Here is a 19,119-nt window from a genome sequence, read left to right on the forward strand (position 1 = left end):
AACGAAAATGCTAGCGAAGCGATAGCCCCTTGCCGAATCACCTCGCGGGTTTCGCCGCGTACCCGTGCAACTGAGTGATCAGGCTAGACAATCACGCATCTCGCCAACTCGGCGCCGACGAGCCGGCCTAATCTTGCTAGTGCGGACCGTCAAATAGCCATCGCGCGACGCCTGAAATAAAAATTAAGGAAATCATTGGCTTATAGTGATCGCTGGTGAGGTGCGGCGTCTTCGTGACTTCGCGACCGACTTAGCGCCGGCTGTGGTACGCGGGACACTGCATGGCTGTGATCCTGGGGGTATGCTGGGCGAAGCATCGACTGTGGAATGCCAGATGGTAGCCGCAGTTTTCAGACTTGGGACGGCTTTGGTTATCGGAACCGTGCGCTTCTCCACACGCAAGACACGGCTCGTCCTGAGGGGGGCGCTCCTGTGCATGCCCTTTCTCCAGGGGTGCGCCACTGTCCCGTTTATCCCGAAGGATGGGCCGACCGGTCTCGAGGTGCAGACTCGGGCCGACGTCACGCTGCAGGACCCGGGTCGTCTGAGCTACGTTTTCGTAAAGCTCAGCCCGCTCGTACTCTCCAGCCTGCAGACTGAAGCCCAACCTACGGCTCTGTTCAGCCGCCTCGCGCAGGTCAGAGGCGCTACGGACGTGAGGATCACCGCATCCGACGTTGTGTCGCTCGCAATTTTCGAGGCGCAAGCCGGCGGCCTGTTCATCCCGTCCGAGGGCGGTACGCGCGCGGGCAACTTTGTCCAGATCCCGCCTCAGGAACTCGATCCTGAAGGCAGCATATCCGTTCCCTTCGCGGGCACGGTGCGGGCTATCGGCCGCAGCCCACGCGAGATCGAAGCCGACGTTGTCGCCAAGCTGAAGAATCGGGCCATCGATCCCCAGGTCGTCGTTACGGTGGGCGAACGCGCTGAGAATTCGGTGAGCGTGCTGGGCGATGTCAGGTCGCCCACCAATATCCCGATGCGCCCAGGGGGATTGCGCCTGCTTGCTGCGATCGCTCGAGCGGGGGGCTCTATTCCGCCAGCCTATTCGGCGGTGGTCACGATTCAGCGCCGCGGAAAGAACGAGCAGGCGCTCCTGACGTCGGTTCTGAGAGACCCGCGGCAGAACATCCAACTCGCGCCGCAGGACGTGGTTTATGTCGCGAGCGAACCGCGCGTCTTCATGGCTTTCGGGGCCGTAGGCGGTGGCGGAAGCGTCCAGATCAGCAGCGGAGCCGGCGGCGGGACATCGTTCAGCAGCGGCCGGCGCTTTGCGATGGACCGCGAGAATATGACAGTGGCAGAGGGGCTTGCGGCCGCCGGTGGCCCAACGAGTGGCAATGCCGACGCCCGGTCGGTCTTCCTGTTCCGCTACATGCCACGTGCGCGTCTCGCGAAGGCTGGCGTTGACGTCAGCAATTTCCCAGCGGCGCAGGTCCCGACAGTGTTCTCGGTCGATCTTAGCCAGTCGGAAGGCTATTTCTTGGCAAATCACATGTATATGAAGCACAACGATATCATATACGTATCTGAGGCGCCTGCTGTCGATTTGGCAAAGTTCCTGAGCATCATCACGAATATTACCGTTGCCGGAACACAAGCGACAACTTTTGGGCTTGGTATTCAAGCTCTCGAAGCGGGTTCCGGAAACGTAGCAATCGTCTCGTCGGCGGCTGGTGTCGCTCGTTGAGATTTAAAGGCAGGATGTCGAAGGCGACCAAGTGAGCAGTTCGCGCAGAAGGAAGCCCGCGATGAAATCCTCCCTGCCGTTCACCGCAGTGGTTTTCATAGGTTCGTCATTGTATTCGGCTCAGGCTGCGGATTTTCCCCGCTATCCTGCGGCTGAGGCCCCAGTCGTGGTGCGAGCAAAGCCTCCGCGCTATGCGAGATTTGTTCCAGGTTGCCACGAGAATTCTCAGTCTCTTCTATTGAAGTGCGTTGATGACGCAATTGTAGCCGAGGATCCTGATGCAGACTATTCGGTTCCTCTACGTGTGATTCCGCGCCAGCGGCGCAAACCGTATCCGAGCCTGTTCTCCTGGTCTTATGGGGGGAATTAATACTCGGAGGCCTCGGGGTAGACGTTTCGGACAGCACCCAATTAGATTGGATGCGTTCGCTTACGCCGAGTTTTTACAAATCACCTGACAGTATTCAGCTTCCGACACACACCCAGGCGCTAAGCGTTATTCAAAAAGCTCGATGAGCTCAGCGAGCGTCTCCAGTAGGTTTGTAATCTATCCCTGAGATTAAGACCCAGAATTTTCAAATTTGATGTTCTTCGGAAAATTCAAAGACGCAGTTTTGCGAGATGAAAATTAATGCCTCAAGTAAATTATAAATGAGGTAAGGGAATAAGTAAAAGCGAGGCTCGGGCATGCGGAAGCCATCGCCGCGGCTTTGATCTGGCGATCGGACGGCTCGACGCTGGGTAGGGACGTTTTGCTTTTGAGGAGAGATGCGCTTTTTCGCTGGCGTCACTGAATGACGATGCGGCTAAGCTCATTGTGCTGCTCGTCGCGGACCACGAGCATCCACTCTTCGTTCGCGCTGGGTAGCTCACCGGCCTCTCTCATTTCTGCGAACGCTTTAGAGGCTTGCGTTACTGCCGTTTCCGCATCGTCAGCCAGCACCCCTTCGTCATCGCGAATGGATTCGAGCCCATGTTCAAGATGGAAAAAGAAGCGTGGCAAGCGAGTCTCCTAAAGCCGTGATGGGAGGCGCAATGGGCCCTATCCTCTATCTAATTTGAGGTTACTCTAAGATGGTGAAATACAATCTACGGTTAAAATAAGTAATTCATAGCCAGCTTTTGGAGTTTGCACCGGCTTACGTAAACAAAGCTACTAATCACTAAGAGGATTAAAGGGCTATGAGTTTAAACTCGAGGCTTGCCTAGGTCGCCTTGATGCAGCTTTCCGGCGGCTCTTGCGGCGAGTGGATTAAGTCGGGAAGTGGTATCGAACTGCGCGCTCCAGCCTTGCCGTGCGCTCGCGTTCAATTCCCGGTATCGCTCCACTCCGATTCATTCTCCGCCACATGACCGAAGTGCTGTCGGATCTGTTTATTCGGCGCTGGGCGGACGGACGCACTTCGTTGATGCGTGAAGTTGGGGGCAGAAGGTTTCAGGGTCGGCGCCCCGATAGTCTCGTAGGATGTGACCATCCCGCATCGTGCTTCAAAGCTGCCAGCCCTGCGCGCGAGCCCACTCATTCGTAGATTTCTCGGTGTCGCGCCCGCCCTCGCGCAGCCATTCGCAGAAGCTGCCAATCAAGTGCCGCGCCTCGCAATCAGCCCGATAGAATGCGCCGTACTCGCGACGACGCAGGCCAAGGGGCCCGAAGGGGACGCAGAGACGCCGCTCAATCAGATCGTCGATCACCAGGAAAAGCGGCAGCAGGGCGATTCCCATCCTCTCCTGGACGGCGTGCAGCGCAAAATACATCTGCTCGAAGCGCAGGATGCTCTGGGTCGACGACAAACCTGGAGCGCCGGCCTGCTCGAGCCAGCTTCCCCAATCGTAGGGCTCGGTCAGGTAGGTGATCAGAGTATGCCCGCAAAGATCGTCTGGCATGGTGAGTGCCGAACGGTTGAGCAGGTCGACGTGGCAGACCGGAGCGATGAACTCGGTCATGAAGGGAGTGCGCTCCCAGCCGTTTGGCGGGGTCGTGACCCCACGGATGCCGACATCGAAGCCGAACTCGGTGGCGCTGATCGGTGCGACCGAGGTCGTCACGCGAAGTTCTACCTCCGGGCGCTTCTTCTGGAAGGTTGATAGCCGGCCGATCAGCCAGCGCATGGTGAAGGTCGGGGGCGCACTGACCCGTAGGGCGGTGGGCGTTGCGTTCTCGATCATGTGCATCGAGACCAGCGCGAGCCGGTCGAGCAGCGGGGTCACCTCGGTGAGGTAGAGCTGCCCGGCGTCGGTGAGCGTGAGTTGCGACGGCGTACGCCGGAACAGCTTCGTCCCGAAATACTCTTCGAGGCGCGCCACCTGACGGCTGACGGCGCCATGCGTGACGAAGAGCTCTTCGGCCGCCTTGGTGAAGCTGACATGGCGCGCGGCCGCCTCGAAGGCGCGGACGGCATTGAGCGGCGGCAGTTTCCTCATGGTGCCCTTCGGGCGCTTGTCATCTCCTGATCGAGGAGAGCTTCAGCTCGGTCTAACCAAAACGGAGACGGGACAACAGGCTTCGCTTCCTTGCTCGAAAGACAGTGTGCGCCAGCTCCGCCATTCCGGAGACGCATCCTGAAACCGGATATCGACCGCATCCGACGCCAGATATGATCCAGGCATCAAGTGTAGAACCCGGGCTCTCGCCGAAGGCGAGCCCCGGAATGATCGTGGTACAAGTTGTGTCCCTTCTACCGGCCGACCGCCGCCAGATGCGCCATCAGGGCAGCATCAAAGAGGGCCGGCTGATCGACCTGCGGCAAGTGTCCGCCACCGACGATCTCGGCGTAGGTCGCTTCGGGGATTAGCGGCGCCAGAGCGCGCATCGGCGCGAGAAGAGCCTCGTCGTTCGTGCCGATCAAGAGCGCGGTCGGTACCCTGATCTGTCCGACTGCATCGAGGTAATCGAGCCCTTGGATCGCCCGGGCGCAGCCGATGAAGCCGTCGGTCGCGGTACCCGCGATGCAGGTGGCCAGTTGCTCGACCAATCCCGACTCGTTCGCCACGAAGGCATCTCCGAACCAGCGCGCGATGGTCGGACCTGCCAGCGCTGCGGCACCTTTGTCGCGAGCGAGCGCGATGCGATCGTCCCAGGTGGCTGCGAAGGGTGCTGGAGCGTCGGCACGCGCCGCGCAGACGCAGAGGCTGAGCAGCCGGTCTGTATGGGCAATGCCGAGTCCGAGTCCCGTCATGCCGCCGAGCGACACGCCCACGAAATGCGCCCGTGCGATAGAAAGCCGATCGAGCACCGCCACGACGTCGGCGACGAGATCCGCCATGGCGTAGGGCGCTGGCGGGGCGCTCGAACCGCCGTGGCCCCGGGTGTCGAGCACCGCGACGCGGTGGCCATGCTCGGCGAGGCGCCGCGCCTGCCCGGACCAGATCGCCCCGTCGGTGAGGATCGAATGGGCGAACAGGATCGGCTCACCCCCAGCCGGGCCGCCGATCCGGACGCTCAGCGTGCCGGCAGCGCCCGGGCTCTCGATTCGCGAAAAGCCCGGCCAGTCGCCACTATCGATCGGCTGCCACTCAGTCATTCTTGGCCATCGACTCAATGACTTCCTTGGCAACGCGGAAGCTGTCGATCGCCGCCGGCATGCCGCAATAGATTGCGACCTGCAGGAAGACCTCCTGGATCTCGGCCTCGGTCAGCCCGTTGGCAAGCGCCCCGCGGACATGGGCTTTCAATTCGTGTGGCCGGTTGAGCGCCGCGATCATGCCGAGGTTGAGCAGGCTGCGGCTGCGCCGGTCGAGGCCCGGGCGGTTCCAGATCTCGTCCCAGCAATACTCCGTGGTCAGCACCTGAAGCGGCCACGTGAAATCGGTGGCCGCGTTCAGCGCGGTGTCGACATAGGCGTCGCCCAGAACGGCCCGGCGCGTGGCCAGCCCCTTCTTGAACTTCTCGCTCTGGGGTCTGTCGGTCGTCATCGTCGTTGGGCTCCGTTTTTTCGTTCAGCTCGCTACGGCGAGGTTGGAATCGGCGGATACGAGGGGCGTAGTCCAGGCGTCGTAGCCGTAGACCCAATCGGGATCGGTCGGATCACGCAGCCATGTATTGGTGCGCGAGCTCGCCTGGACACGCGAGGTGCGCGGCTTGCGCGTGGCCTCGAAGCGCAGAAACGCTTCGGCGACACCGTCGCGGTCGACACCCTGCAGGCAGCGCGAGAGCACGGCGGCATCCTCGATCGCCATGGCGGCGCCCTGCGCCATGTAGGGCGTCATCGGGTGGCAGGCATCGCCGAGCAGTGTGATGTTCCCATCCGACCAGCGCTGCAGCGGCTGGCGGTCGACGAGCGCCCATTTGTGGACCGAGGGGCAGGCGTCGAGCACGCGGCGCACTTGCGGATGGAACTCGGAGAAGGCGGCGCGCAACTCTTTCACGTCGCCCATCGCCGACCAGGATTCCACTTGGAAGCCCGGCTCGACTTGGCTCGTGACGAAGTAGACCTCGCTGCGGTCCGGCTTCACGTAGTAGATCACGATGTGCCGATCCGGCCCCCACCACTTCGTACAGTCGTCGATTTCGTAACCATTGAGTAGCGAGGCTGGGAAGACCGTGCGGTAGGCGATCCGGCCTGTGAAGGTCGGCTTCTCCTTGTCGAAGAGAGTCTCCTTCACGAAGGAATGTACGCCGTCCGAGGCAACGACCGCGTCGTGGGTTGCGGTGACGCCGTTAGCGAAGCTCAGGCGAACGCTGCCGTCGGCCTGTTGTTCAAGCCCGGTCAGCTTGTGATCGAGATGGATGTCGCTGTCCGGCACGGCGCTCGCGAGCGCGGCGTGCAGGTCGCCGCGATGGGCGAGAAGGTAAGGGGCGCCCCAGCGCTCCTCGGCGGATTCGCCGAAGACCATGTCGAAACGGATCTCGCCGGTGTCGTATTCTTTATTGTTCCACGAACGTGGATAGAAGGCGGCCGCGCGTAGAGCGGGCTCGAGGCCGAATTCGCGCATCACCTTCATGGCGTTGCAGCCGATCTGGATGCCGGCGCCGAGGCGCGTGAAGCGCTGCGCCTGCTCGTAGACGGTCGTCTCAATCCCCACCCGGCGCAGCGCCGCAGCGGTTGCCAACCCACCCATGCCTGCACCGATGATGGCAACGGAAAGGCTCTTCATGCCCCGATCCTCCTCGAGTCCTCCGGATGTGTTGACGGTCGGGCGCAGGCCTGACGGGCAGCCGGTTTGGACGGATGCCGGACGATCACTGCCTAACCCGATCAGCGCAAACCATTTAAGCTGACCCGGCGTGAGGTTCCTTCACAGCGATCGGACCGCATCCTTTGGCCGAGGTATCTATGTGGTGCGCCGCAACAAAAGCCGAGACGATCTCTGGTGTGAGCAAACCTCACGGACTGCGAGGTAACGTGGTTTGCAAAGGCCTTTGGGCGCGGCCTAGGCTCTCCTCGGCGCCACTCATTCCACGCTGAGTCCGCCTGAAATGGCGACAATGTCACGCGAGCAACGCGTGCGGGATGCCGAGAGGAAACGCACAATGGACGCTGCAGTGGCGAACGCGGCCTTTGCCGAAGTTCCGATCAAGCGCGAGGCTTGGTACCGGCGCCTTTGGCTCCAGGTCCTGATCGCCATCGCCCTCGGCGGAGCACTCGGCGCGATCTTTCCGGAGGTCGGCGAGTCCTTGAAGCCGCTCGGCGACGCGCTGATCAAGGCGATCCGCATGACCATCGCGCCGATCGTGTTCTGCACGGTGGTCCACGGCATCGCCAGCATGAGCGACATGCGCCGCGCCGGCAGGATCGGCTGGAAGGCCCTGGTCTATTTCGAGGTAGGCACGACGCTCGCCCTGCTCGTCGGCCTCGTCGTGATCAACCTCGTGCGGCCGGGCGCCGGCATGCACGTCGACGTCGCCACCCTCGACGCCAAGGCCGTGCAGGGCTTCATCAGCCGCTCGCAGCACGAGACCGTCACGGGCTTCCTGCTCGACATCATCCCGAACACCGTGGTCGGTGCCTTCGCCAATGGCGAGATGCTTCAGGTGCTGTTCTTCGCGATCCTGTTCGCCATCGCCGCACAGCGGGTCGGCGAGCCCGGCCGGCGCATGGTCCAGATGGTGGACGACCTCGCCAAGATCTTCTTCGAGTTGCTCGGCACGATCATGCGCTTCGCGCCGATCGGCGCCTTCGGAGCGATGGCCTTCACCATCGGCAAGTACGGGCTCGGCGCGGTGGTCTCGCTGTCGCAGTTCATGCTCTGCTTCTACGCGACCTGCCTGCTCTTCATCTTCGGCGTGCTCGGCGCCGTCTGCCGGATGATGGGCTTCAGCGTCTGGAAGCTGATCCGCTATCTGAAGGAGGAGCTCCTTCTGGTCTTCGGCTTCTCGGCCTCCGAGCCCGTGCTGCCGCGCTTCATGGTCAAGATGCAGAAGGCCGGCTGCGCCGAGCCGATCGTCGGCCTGGTGATCCCGACCGGCTACAGCTTCAACCTCGACGGCACCTGCATCTACCTGACGATGGCGGCGCTGTTCCTGGCCCAGGCCACGGATACCGATTTATCGCTCGCCCAGCAGGTCGGGATCATCGGCGTGCTGCTGCTGACTTCGAAGGGCGCGGCCGCGGTCACCGGCAGCGGCTTCATCGTGCTGGCCGCGACGCTCGGCACCGTCGGTCACATCCCGGTCGCCAGCATTGCGTTGATCTTCGGTATCGACCGCTTCATGTCGGAGGCGCGGGCGCTGACAAACTTCATCGGCACTGCGGTGGCGACGGTGGTGGTCTCGAAATGGGAGGGTGAGCTCGATGAGCGCGCCTTCGAGCGAGCCCTCGGATAGGCCCACGGCTCAATCGCCGAGGCGCACGTTTGGGCCGCCCCGATCATCCACATCAGAGGCGTTGTGCCGCGCATCGGCCGCTTGTTCTCGTGGGTTGATGGTGAGCCATGGGACGGGCGGCAATCAGTTGAAGAGTGTTTGATGCGTGACGAAGAGGGTTTGTCTCCGGAGAACCGCGCGGCGGTGCTGGAGCGGCAACGTACCCTCAAGATGGCCAAGTCCGCGCACGCCTATGTCCGCGGCAATACCCTCAAATTTTACGAGTGGTTGGACGGGCTCCGGCGGGGGACTTTGCCGGAGGGGCCGCCGGTCTGGATCTGTGGCGATTGCCATCTCGGCAACCTCGGTCCCCTCGCCGATGCCGATGGCCGGGTCGAGGTTCAGATCCGCGACCTCGACCAGACGGTGATCGGTAATCCGACCCACGACCTCGTGCGCCTCGGCTTGTCTTTGGCGAGCGCGGCCCGCGGCTCTGACCTACCCGGCGTCGTTACGGCCCGGATGCTGGACGAGATGGTCCGGGGCTATGCGCGAGGCCTGGGGGGCCTCGACAGCGATGAAGCGCCGCCCGAGCCGGACGTGGTCCGCACGGTCCGCCGGCGAGCGCTCGGTCGGCATTGGAAACACCTCGCCCGGGAGCGCTTGAAGGACGTCGAGCCGTCGATTCCGCTCGGTCGAAAATTCTGGATGCTCGACTCCGAGGAGCGCGCGGCCCTCGACGATTTGTTCGGTCAGCGCGAGGTCCGCAGCCTCGTCCTGGCGCTCAATGGGCGCGGCGAGGAGGCCAAAGTTCGCCTGATCGATGCGGCCTATTGGATGAAGGGCTGCAGTTCACTCGGCTTCTTGCGTTATGCCGCACTCGTCCGCATCGCCGAACACGAGGGGAAGCGCCGCCTCGCGCTCGTCGATCTCAAGCAGGCGGTGGAGGCCGCCGCGCCGGCGACTCCCGGCGCCGAGATGCCGATGGATGCAGCCGAGCGCGTGGTTGCCGGAGCGCGCGCGCTCTCCCCGAATCTGGGGGAGCGCATGCTGGCGGTGCGCCTTCTCGGCAAGCCCGTGGTGATGCGCGAGTTGGCGCCGCAGGACCTGAAGCTCGACGTCGACCAGTTCAGCAGTGGGGAGGCGGTGCGGGCGGCGCATTACCTAGCCTACGTGGTCGGCAAGGCGCATGGCCGACAGATGGACGAGGCGACGCGTTCGGGGTGGCGCCGCGAGGTCACGCGATGCGCGATCGAGGCTGAGGGAGCGCCGTCGTGGCTCTGGTCGAGCGTGGTTGAACTCGCTGGCCGGCACGAGGTCGGTTACCTAGACCATTGTCGGCGCTATGCGACTGTCGATGCCACCTGACGCTCGCGTGTACCTTCGGCCGCCGCGCTCAAGGGTAAGCATGGGCTGCTTGGCCGATCGTACACCGCTCCGTGTCCCGGGCCTTGTGCCTAGAAATGGATTTGTTGCGGGTTAGTCTTAACGAGTCATGTTCTGGCGGATTGATTGCTATCAAGAGTTCGAAGGTAGAGAATCGTCGAGAATACGGGCGCAGTGTCTCGTTCAAACCTTGCTTCGGAGCCATTGGCCGTGACACTCGCCAGCGCGACAACCGATCGAGCCGCGATTGCGATGAGCGATGCGAGCCCTGACATCGTGTGCCCGCCGGGTGAGGCAGGGGCGAGCCTCGCGCAGGTTCACGCGAAGCTGCAGGCGCTGCTTCCTGCAGGGGATATTACGATCTACGAGGCTGGCGGCGGCGCGGCTTCGTTCCTGACACCGGATTTGCTGCGGCGCGCCCACATCACGGTCGTTGATATCGATTCGACGCAGATCACCAACAACCGCTACGCCGAGACCAAGATCTGCGGCGACATCCAGGCCCATCGCCTGCCGCCCGAGAGCATCGATCTCGTGACCTGCTACAACGTCATCGAGCACCTGCCCGACGTTCCCGGCGCACTCGACCGGTTCGCCGAGGCCGTGCGGCCCGGCGGCCTGCTCCTGATCGGGGCGCCGCATCCGTTCTCGCTCTCGGGGCTCGTGACCAAGTACTCGCCGCACTGGTTCCACGTCTGGTTCTATCGGACCATTCTGGGAGAGAAGCGGGCCGGGACGCCGGGCGTCGGACCGTTCCGGGTGCACTACCATCCGCTTGTTTTGCCGCAGCGCCTCGAGGCCTATATGGCCGGGCATGGCTTCGAGACGGTTTATGAACGCGTCTACGAGAGCCCGCGCTTTCCCGAGATGCGGACCCGGCGTCCGGTTCTCGGAAAGGTCGTCGACGGCATCACCGATCTCATGAATCTCGCGCTCGCACATCGCGCGAACGTGCGCGACGGCGACTACCATCTGCTGCTGCGCAAGCGCGCCGCCTGATCGGCTGCGGAAGCTCGTTCGCGCACCCGCATACGGGCACTCGGGCTATCCACACTCATCCACAGACTGCCTTGACTCCACGCGGGCAACGGAGCCGTTATAAGAACAAATCAGGAACATTGATGCCCGCGGCTCACCCCACCACGCTGTCTGCCCTACGTCGTGCCGTCTCCGCCCTCGAACCCGGCGAGGCGGTGGCTGCGGCCGGTCGTTTTCCCCTCGGCATGCCGGATCTCGATGACTGGCTCGGCGGTGGCCTGGCGCGCGGCGCCCTGCACGAACTCTATGCCGAGCGCGTCGCGGACGGCGCGGCCGCCGCGGGGTTCGGGCTCGGCGTGGCGGCGCGGGCGGCCGGGCGGCGTCCGCTGGTCTGGGCACGGCAGGACCTCGTCGGGGTCGAGACCGGCCAACTTCACGGCGCGGGACTCGCCGCCTTCGGCCTCGATCCGGCGGCCCTGATCCTCGTGCGCGTACGCGATCCCACCGCAGCACTGCGGGCGACGGCCGAGGCGGCGCGCTGTGCCGCAATCGGTGCCGCCCTCGTCGAGATCTGGGGCGAGCCGCGGGTTCTGGACCTCAAGGCGAGCCGCCGACTGGCTCTGGCTGCCGCCGCCTCGGGCGTGACCCTGGTGATGATCCGGCTCCAGGCCGAGCCCGCCCCGAGCGCGGCGGCCAGCCGCTGGAGCGTCGCGGCGGCGGCGTCCGTGCCGCTGGAGGCGAATGCGCCGGGGCGCCCGGCCTTCGCGATCTCGTTGCTGCGTCATCGCGCCGGGCTCGGTCGGCGTAACTGGAGGCTGGAGTGGGACCGTGACAGCGCCGCCTTCGCCCCAACGTCGCTACCTCGCCCTGTGGTTTCCGTTCCTGCCCATCGACCGGTGGCGGCGGAGAACGGTGCGTTCTGGCGGCGGGCCGGTTGAACCCCTGGTGCTCACGCAATCCATCAAGAGCGCCCTGCGGCTCTCTGCCGTGAGCCGGGAGGCACTGGCACTCGGACTCACCACGGGCATGACGCTGGCCGATGCCCGCGCCCGCATTCCGGGGCTCATGGCCGTGGAGCACGAGCCTGCCGAAGATGCGGCCCTGCTCGGCCGCATGGCGGAGGCTTGTGAGCGCTGGACGCCCCTCGTCGCCCTCGCCTCGCCCGACGGGCTGCTCCTCGACGTGACCGGTTGCACGCATCTCTTCGGCGGCGAGGCCGCGTTGCGGGAGCGGGTCGTCGCTGCGTTCCGGCGCGGAGGCGTCTCGACTCGCGGCGCGCTCGCCGGCACGCCTGAGGCTGCCCGCGCGCTTGCCCGCTTCGGCGAGGCCAGGGTCGTCGCGCCGGGCCGGGAAGAGGAGGCCGTCCGCCCCCTGCCCGTGGCGGCTCTGAGGCTGCCGGAGGCGGACCGCGCGGCGCTCTCTCTCGCCGGCCTCAAGCGCATCGCCGATCTCGCCGACCTGCCGAGCCAGCCGCTGGCGGCCCGCTTCGGCGAGGGCCTGCCTCGTGCATTGCGGCGTCTGCTCGGTCGGGAGGATGCGCGGATCACCCCGCTGCGCCCTCCCCCCGCCTGCTGCGTGGAGGAGCGTTTCACCGAACCCGTCACCCAGCAGCACGTGATCGAGAGTACCCTGCGGCACCTGATCGAGCAGGCCGCCAGCATCCTGGACAAGGCCGGGCACGGCGGCCGGGCTTTCGAGTCGAGTTTTTTCCGTGCCGATGGGGAGATGAGGCGGATTGCCGTCGAGACCGGCCGGCCTTCGCGGGATGCCGCCGCGATCCTGCGTCTCTTCCACGAGCGGCTAGACACCCTCGCCGATCCCCTCGACCCCGGTTACGGCTTCGACCTGATCCGCCTCGCGGTGCCGGTCGCCGAGCCGCTGGCGCCGGTCCAGGTCTGCCTCGACGGCGAGATCCTGGGCGATGCCGAGGTCTCCGATCTCGTCGACCGGCTGGTCGCGCGCTTCGGGCCGGCGCGGGTACTGCGCTTCACGCCCGTCGATACGCATGATCCGGTGCGTGCCGCACGAGTCTTGCCGGCCTCGGCTCCCTCTCCCCCACCCGTCGCATGGCCTCTGGCCGAACCGGGCGATCCGCCCCTTCGGCCCCTTCAGCTTTTCGAGCCAGCCCAGCCCATCGAAACGCTGGCCGAGGTGCCCGACGGGCCGCCGATCCACTTCCGCTGGCGGCACGTATTGCACCGTGTCGTGTGGGCGGAGGGGCCGGAGCGCATCTCTGCCGAATGGTGGCGCTGGCGCGAGGCGCCGACGCGGGATTACTTTCGCGTCGAGGACGAGGAGGGTCGTCGCTTCTGGCTGTTTCGCGCCGGCCTCTATGGCAGCGAGACCGACGTACCGCGCTGGTATCTGCACGGCCTGTTCGCATGAGCGCGCAGGATAACGAGCCGCCCGATCCGCTGGCCTATGCGGAACTCGCGGCGGCGACGAATTTTTCGTTCCTGCGCGGTGCCTCGACACCGCAGGACATGGTGCTGACCGCCCTCCTCCTCGGCCAGAGCGGGATCGGCATTGCCGACCGCAACACCGTGGCCGGCGTCGTGCGGGCCTACCGCGCCCTGAAGGAGTTGCGGTCCGAGGGCCTGCCGCTGCCCGAAAAGCTGCGCGACGGTTCCGGGCCGGGTGAGTTCGTCTTCATCGAGCACCCGCTCGCCCCCGCGATCCCCTTCGCGCAGGCGGAACTCAGGCGGCGCGCTGCAGCGTTCAAGCTGGTCGTCGGCTCGCGCCTCGCCTTCACCGACGGCGCGCCGGACGTGATTGCCTATCCTGTGGACAGGGCGGGATGGGGCCGCCTCTGTCGCCTTCTCACCCTCGGCAACCGCCGCGCCGACAAGGGCGAGTGCATCCTCCATCTCGACGACCTCCTGGCCGATCCGGCTGGCCTTCTCCTCATCGTGATCCCGCCGCGCCGGCTCGATGGGCTCGGCGACATCCTCGCGCGCATCACGCAAGCGGCGCCGGGCACCGCCTGGCTCGGCGTGGCGATGCATCGGCGCGGCGACGATCTGCGGCGGCTCACCCGTCTGCAGCGGATTGCCGGGCAGGCGCGCATCCCGATCCTGGCGATCAACGATGCGCTCTACGACACGCCCGGTGCCCGCGACCTGCAGGACGTACTCAGCTGCATCCGCGAGGGCGTGACCATCGAGAATGCGGGGCGGCGGCTCGAAGCCAATGCCGAGCGGCATCTCAAGTCGCCGAGCGAGATGGCGCGCTTGTTCCGGACAGCTCCAGAGGCCGTGACGGAGACCGGAACGCTCTTGGACTGGATCGGTTTTTCGCTCTCGGAGCTGAAATACAACTATCCCGACGAGCCGGTGCCGCCAGGCTACAAGGCGCAAGCGTGGCTTGAGAAGCAGACCTGGCGGCGCGCCGCGATCCGGTATCCCAACGGCATCTCGGACAAGGTCGCGGGGCTGCTGCGCGAAGAGCTCGCTCTCATCGAGACGCTCGACTACGCTCGTTACTTCCTGACGATTCTCGACATCGTGCGGGTCGCCGAGGATAAGGGCATCCTCTGCCAGGGGCGCGGGTCGGCTGCGAATTCCGCGGTTTGCTACGCGCTCGGCATCACGGCGGTCGACCCCGACGAGCACGAAATCCTGTTTGCGCGGTTTCTTTCGGAAGAGCGCCGCGAGCCGCCCGATATCGACGTCGATTTCGAGCATGAGCGGCGCGAGGAGATCATCCAGCACATCTACGAGCGCTACGGCCGGCACCGGGCCGGGATCGCCGCTACCGTGATCAGCTACCGTCCGCGCAGTGCCATGCGCGAGGTCGGCAAGGTGCTCGGCCTCACCGAGGACGTCACCACCCGCCTCGCCTCGACCCAGTGGGGAAGCTGGGGCAGCGACATCAGCGACGTGCATATCCGCCAGACGGGGCTCGATCCGGCCAACCCGTCGATCGCCCGCGCCATCGCCCTCGCCCGGCGGCTGCTCGGTTTTCCGCGGCACTTGTCGCAGCATGTCGGCGGCTTCGTGCTGAGCCGCGACCGGCTCGACGAGATCGTTCCGATCGGCAATGCGGCCATGCCGGATCGCACCTTCATCGAGTGGGACAAGGATGACATCGACGAACTCAAGCTGATGAAGGTCGACGTGCTGGCGCTCGGCATGCTGACCTGCATCCGCAAGGCTTTCGACCTGCTGCGCGATAACGGCAAAGGGGATTTCGATCTCACCACCGTCAAGCAGGGGGACGAGGAGGTCTACGCCATGCTGCAGCGCGGGGACTCACTCGGCGTGTTCCAGGTCGAGAGCCGCGCGCAGATGAACATGCTGCCGCGGATGAAGCCGAAAGAGTTCTACGACCTCGTCATCCAGGTCGCGATCGTCCGGCCCGGCCCGATCCAGGGCGACATGGTCCACCCGTATCTGCGCCGTCGGGCCGGGATCGATCCGGTGGAGTATCCCTCTCCTGCGTCGGAGCACGGGGATCACGACGAACTCTATCACGTGCTCAACAGGACCAAGGGCGTGCCGCTGTTCCAGGAGCAGGCGATGCGCCTCGCCATGGTCGCGGCCAAGTTCACGGACGTTGAGGCCAACCAGCTCCGCCGAGCCATGGCCACGTTCCGCAACGTCGGCACGATCGGCACGTTCGAGAAGATCATGGTCGAGCGCATGGTGGCGCGGGGCTACGAGCGGGACTTCGCGCAACGCTGCTTCGAGCAGATCAAGGGGTTCGGCTCCTACGGCTTCCCCGAGAGCCACGCGGCCTCCTTCGCCAAGCTCGTCTACGTCTCCTCCTGGATCAAATGCCACCATCCGGCGGTGTTCGCCTGCGCGCTGCTGAACTCGCAGCCGATGGGTTTCTACGCGCCGGCGCAGATCGTGCGCGATGCCCGTGAGCACGGCGTCGAGATTCGCGCGATCGACGTGAATCACAGCCGTCACGACAACACGTTGGAGCGCGATGCGAAGGGCGAACTCGCCCTGAGGATCGGCTTCCGGCAGGTCGGCGGCTTCGCAGAGGCGGATGCGATCCGCCTCGTGGCTGTTCGCGGCGATGGCTTCGTCGATGTCGAAAGCCTTGCCTTGCGTAGCCGCCTGCCGGCGCGGGCCTTGCGCCTGCTCGCCGATGCCGATGCTTTCCGCTCCGTCGGCCTCGATCGGCGCGCCGCCCTCTGGGCCGTACGTCGCCTGCCGGGCGACGATCCGCTTCCACTCTTCGTGGCAGCCGATGCGCGCGAGCTCGGTACCGAACCGGAGGTGGCGCTGCCCAAAATGTCCTTTGGCGCGCAGGTCGCGGCCGACTACCAGACCACCCGGCTGTCTCTGAAGGGCCACCCGATGCAGATTCTACGGCCCCTTTTCGCAGCCGAGGGCATCTCCACCTGTGCCGAGACCTCTGCCAAGGCGGACTCCGCCTTCTGCCGGACGGCGGGGGTGGTTCTGGTGCGCCAGCGCCCCGGCGCGGGCAATGCCATCTTCATCACCCTCGAGGACGAGACCGGCGTCACCAACGTCGTGATGTGGGCGACCACCTTCGAGCGCTACCGCCGTGAGGTGATGGGCGCGCGGCTGTTGCTGATCGAGGGGCGCGTTCAGAAGAGCCCCGAGGGCGTGGTCCACCTGATGACAGATCGCGCCTTCGACCGCAGCGCCGAGCTGGGGCGGCTCTCGCGGGATCGCGACGTACCGATCGAACTGACCCGCGCCGACGAGTTCACTCACCCGCAGCAGCCGCGCGGGCCGCAAGGGCATCCGCGCAACGTGCGCATCCTGCCGAAGTCGCGGGACTTTCACTGACGAGGCTCCGAAAAAGAAAAAGCCCCGGAAACCGGGGCCCTTCTTTCCAGGAAGTGAGCTGCTCGCTCAGACAGCGATGCGATCCTCGCCTTCCATCGGCTCGCGCAGAACGTAGCCGCGGCCCCAGACGGTCTCGATGTAGTTCTTGCCCTGCGAGGCGTTGGCGAGCTTCTTGCGCAGCTTGCAGATGAACACGTCGATAATCTTGAGCTCGGGCTCGTCCATGCCGCCATAGAGATGATTGAGGAACATCTCCTTGGTGAGGGTGGTGCCCTTCCGGAGCGAAAGCAGCTCCAGCATCTGGTACTCCTTGCCGGTGAGGTGCACGCGGCTGCCGGAGACTTCGACCGTCTTCTGGTCGAGATTGACGATGAGATCGCCCGTGGTGATGACCGATTGGGCGTGGCCCTTGGAGCGGCGCACGATCGCATGAATGCGGGCGACCAGCTCGTCCTTGTGGAAGGGCTTGGTGAGGTAGTCGTCGGCGCCGAAGCCGAGGCCCTTCACCTTGTCCTCGATGCCGGCCATGCCGGAGAGGATCAGGATCGGCGTCTTCACCTTGGCGACGCGGAGGCTGCGCAGGACCTCGTAGCCCGACATGTCGGGAAGGTTCAGGTCGAGCAGGATGATGTCGTAGTCGTAGAGCTTGCCGAGATCGACGCCCTCTTCACCGAGATCGGTGGTGTAGGTGTTGAAGTTCTCGGACTTGAGCATCAACTCGATGCTCTGCGCCGTGGCGCCATCGTCCTCGATCAGAAGTACGCGCATCGTCGGTCCCCAGCCCGGCCGGCCGTCTAGAAGGCGGACGGGCGCACCCCCGCCATTCGCTCGCCGACGGCCTCGGCGGGCGCTGCTTCGTTTATCTTTCGAAACGCTAACTTTTAACCGTTAACAAAACCCGAATCCCGGTTGCAAGAGCGCTCTTTTCGAAGGTTGGCCCAATTTTTCGCGAGTCGTTGTCGATCTGTTCACGTTCGACGCTGATTCGGGGCCAAAGAACCTGTCAAGCTTCCCGCTAACCCATTCTACGATAACGCACTCGTCGCCATGTGTCCTTCCGGACACATCGACGACGCCCCCGTTAACGAAGCGATCCGCACAGTGTTAAGGAGGGAGGTAAATGAACCGTTGAGGTTGAGCGCATGAGCGAAGATCGCCGCGGAACGGCTGCTTCGCGATCCGGACCGAATCTCGCGGCGGCAATTGAGGCGCTTTCGGGCGTTGAAACGCTCGAGGTCTACGGACGCGTCACGGCGATTCGCGGGCTGCTCGTCGAGGTCGCGGGGCCGATTGCAGCGATGCGGCTCGGCGGCCGAATCGACATTGCCGTCGGAGCGGCCGGTGTGGGCCTCGTGCCCTGCGAGGTCATTGGGTTCCAGGGCGACCGGGCGCTCGCCATGCCCTTCGGCTCCCTCGACGGCGTGCGCAAGGGTTGTCCTGCCTTTGTCCGCCAGGATGCTGCCGGCGCGGTTCGCCCGACGCAGGCCTGGCTCGGTCGCACGATCGACGCGCTCGGCAGACCGATCGACGGGCTCGGCGACCTCCCTCAGGGGCCGGCAATCTATCCGCTGAGGGCCGATCCGCCTCCGGCCCATGCCCGCCGCCGTGTCGGGGCACCGCTCGATCTCGGCGTTCGCTGCATCAACACCTTCCTGACCATGTGCTCGGGCCAGCGCATGGGCATCTTCGCGGGCTCTGGCGTCGGCAAGTCGGTGCTGCTCTCGATGCTCGCCCGTTACACCGCGGCTGACGTTGCGGTGATCGGGCTCGTCGGCGAGCGCGGTCGCGAGGTCCAGGAATTTCTGCAGGAGGATCTCGGCGCGGCGGGCCTCGCACGCTCGGTGGTGGTGGTGGCGACCTCCGACGAGCCGGTGCTCATGCGCCGCAACGCAGCCTACCTCGCCTTGACCGTCTCCGAGTACTTTCGCGATCAGGGCGCGCAGGTGCTGTGCATGATCGACTCGATCACGCGCTTCGCCATGGCTCAGCGCGACATCGGCCTCGCAAGCGGCGAGCCGCCGACAGCGAAAGGCTACACGCCGACGGTGTTTTCGGAGTTGCCGCGCCTGCTCGAACGCGCGGGACCCGGGACTGGCGATGGCTCGATCTCCGGCCTCTTCACCGTGCTGGTGGAGGGCGACGACCACAACGAGCCGGTGGCGGATGCGGTGCGCGGCATCCTCGACGGCCACATCGTCATGGAGCGCCGCATCGCCGAATCCGGGCGCTACCCGGCGATCAACGTTCTGCGCTCGGTCTCCCGCACCATGCCGCGGGCCTGCGAGCCTGCCTGGCTGCCTACGGTGAAGCGCGCGCGGAAGGTTCTGTCGACCTATGCCGACATGGAAGAACTGATCCGGCTCGGTGCTTATCGGGCCGGTTCTTCGGCGGAGGTCGATGAAGCCGTGGCGCTGATGCCAGATCTTGAGGCTTTTCTGGGGCAAAGTAAGGAAGAAGCAACCTCCATCAGCGAGGGTTACGCGAGATTGGCCGCGATCGTCGGCGCCGGCTGAAACGCCGGGCGCCCGAGAAGGGCCCGTTGCCTGCGTTGCGTT

At 65.0% G+C, this 19,119-nt stretch carries 14 protein-coding genes; 8 read left to right on the forward strand and 6 right to left on the reverse strand.

Going from position 1 to position 19,119, the window contains the following annotated elements; translation table 11 throughout:
- Positions 1-436 precede the first annotated feature (436 nt).
- Entirely contained in the window at positions 437-1,690 is a 1,254-nt protein-coding gene (locus tag HCU64_RS14960; protein WP_233384850.1) for an SLBB domain-containing protein, read from the forward strand.
- Between the two features lie 787 nt (positions 1,691-2,477).
- On the opposite strand, the gene HCU64_RS14965 is transcribed toward HCU64_RS14960, so the two are convergent.
- The 5 genes from HCU64_RS14965 to HCU64_RS14985 all read right to left on the reverse strand — a co-directional run bounded on the left by HCU64_RS14965 (position 2,478) and on the right by HCU64_RS14985 (position 6,784).
- Positions 2,478-2,693, reverse strand: a complete 216-nt coding sequence (locus tag HCU64_RS14965) for a DUF6894 family protein (protein WP_233384851.1) — start codon at positions 2,691-2,693, stop codon at positions 2,478-2,480.
- A 485-nt stretch (positions 2,694-3,178) separates the two neighbouring features.
- Positions 3,179-4,111 (reverse strand): LysR substrate-binding domain-containing protein, encoded by a 933-nt coding sequence (locus HCU64_RS14970; protein ID WP_233384852.1) that lies wholly within the window; start codon positions 4,109-4,111, stop codon positions 3,179-3,181.
- A gap of 254 nt (positions 4,112-4,365) precedes the next feature.
- The gene (locus tag HCU64_RS14975) at positions 4,366-5,211 is read right to left on the reverse strand and encodes an alpha/beta fold hydrolase (protein ID WP_233384853.1); all 846 of its coding nucleotides are present in this window, start codon (positions 5,209-5,211) and stop codon (positions 4,366-4,368) included.
- Entirely contained in the window at positions 5,204-5,602 is a 399-nt protein-coding gene (locus HCU64_RS14980; RefSeq protein WP_233384854.1) for a carboxymuconolactone decarboxylase family protein, read from the reverse strand. The genes HCU64_RS14975 and HCU64_RS14980 overlap by 8 nt, the downstream gene beginning before the upstream one ends.
- A 24-nt stretch (positions 5,603-5,626) precedes the next feature.
- Positions 5,627-6,784 carry an FAD-dependent monooxygenase gene (locus tag HCU64_RS14985; RefSeq protein WP_233384857.1) on the reverse strand — a complete coding sequence of 386 codons (1,158 nt, stop codon included), beginning with the start codon at positions 6,782-6,784 and terminating at the stop codon, positions 5,627-5,629.
- 376 nt (positions 6,785-7,160) lie between these two features.
- On the opposite strand from HCU64_RS14985, the gene HCU64_RS14990 reads away from it, so the two are divergent.
- From HCU64_RS14990 to HCU64_RS15015, 6 genes are all read left to right on the forward strand, one after another.
- Positions 7,161-8,453, forward strand: a complete 1,293-nt coding sequence (locus HCU64_RS14990; RefSeq protein ID WP_233384858.1) for a dicarboxylate/amino acid:cation symporter — start codon at positions 7,161-7,163, stop codon at positions 8,451-8,453.
- A gap of 141 nt (positions 8,454-8,594) precedes the next feature.
- Positions 8,595-9,800 carry a DUF2252 family protein gene (locus HCU64_RS14995; protein WP_233384859.1) on the forward strand — a complete coding sequence of 402 codons (1,206 nt, stop codon included), beginning with the start codon at positions 8,595-8,597 and terminating at the stop codon, positions 9,798-9,800.
- Positions 9,801-10,070: 270 nt separating this feature from the next.
- Positions 10,071-10,817 carry a class I SAM-dependent methyltransferase gene (locus HCU64_RS15000; RefSeq protein WP_233384860.1) on the forward strand — a complete coding sequence of 249 codons (747 nt, stop codon included), beginning with the start codon at positions 10,071-10,073 and terminating at the stop codon, positions 10,815-10,817.
- 122 nt (positions 10,818-10,939) lie between these two features.
- Positions 10,940-11,734, forward strand: coding sequence for a hypothetical protein (locus tag HCU64_RS15005; RefSeq protein WP_233384861.1), 795 nt, complete (start codon positions 10,940-10,942; stop codon positions 11,732-11,734).
- A gap of 7 nt (positions 11,735-11,741) precedes the next feature.
- Positions 11,742-13,181, forward strand: a complete 1,440-nt coding sequence (locus tag HCU64_RS15010) for a Y-family DNA polymerase (RefSeq protein ID WP_233384862.1) — start codon at positions 11,742-11,744, stop codon at positions 13,179-13,181.
- Positions 13,178-16,564, forward strand: coding sequence for an error-prone DNA polymerase (locus HCU64_RS15015; RefSeq protein ID WP_233384863.1), 3,387 nt, complete (start codon positions 13,178-13,180; stop codon positions 16,562-16,564). Before HCU64_RS15010 ends, HCU64_RS15015 begins: the two co-directional genes overlap by 4 nt.
- A gap of 66 nt (positions 16,565-16,630) precedes the next feature.
- Here the strand turns inward: HCU64_RS15015 and ctrA are convergent, their stop codons facing one another.
- A complete protein-coding gene (gene ctrA, locus HCU64_RS15020; protein ID WP_147046195.1) occupies positions 16,631-17,332 on the reverse strand; it encodes a response regulator transcription factor CtrA in 702 nt (233 codons plus the stop codon).
- A 374-nt stretch (positions 17,333-17,706) separates the two neighbouring features.
- Here ctrA and fliI point away from each other — a divergent pair, with 374 nt between their 5' ends.
- Positions 17,707-19,077, forward strand: a complete 1,371-nt coding sequence (gene fliI, locus HCU64_RS15025; RefSeq protein WP_233384864.1) for a flagellar protein export ATPase FliI — start codon at positions 17,707-17,709, stop codon at positions 19,075-19,077.
- The last annotated feature ends 42 nt before the right edge of the window (positions 19,078-19,119 follow it).

Origin of the sequence: Methylobacterium sp. C25 (assembly GCF_021352225.1) — a bacterium.
Classification (GTDB): domain Bacteria; phylum Pseudomonadota; class Alphaproteobacteria; order Rhizobiales; family Beijerinckiaceae; genus Methylobacterium.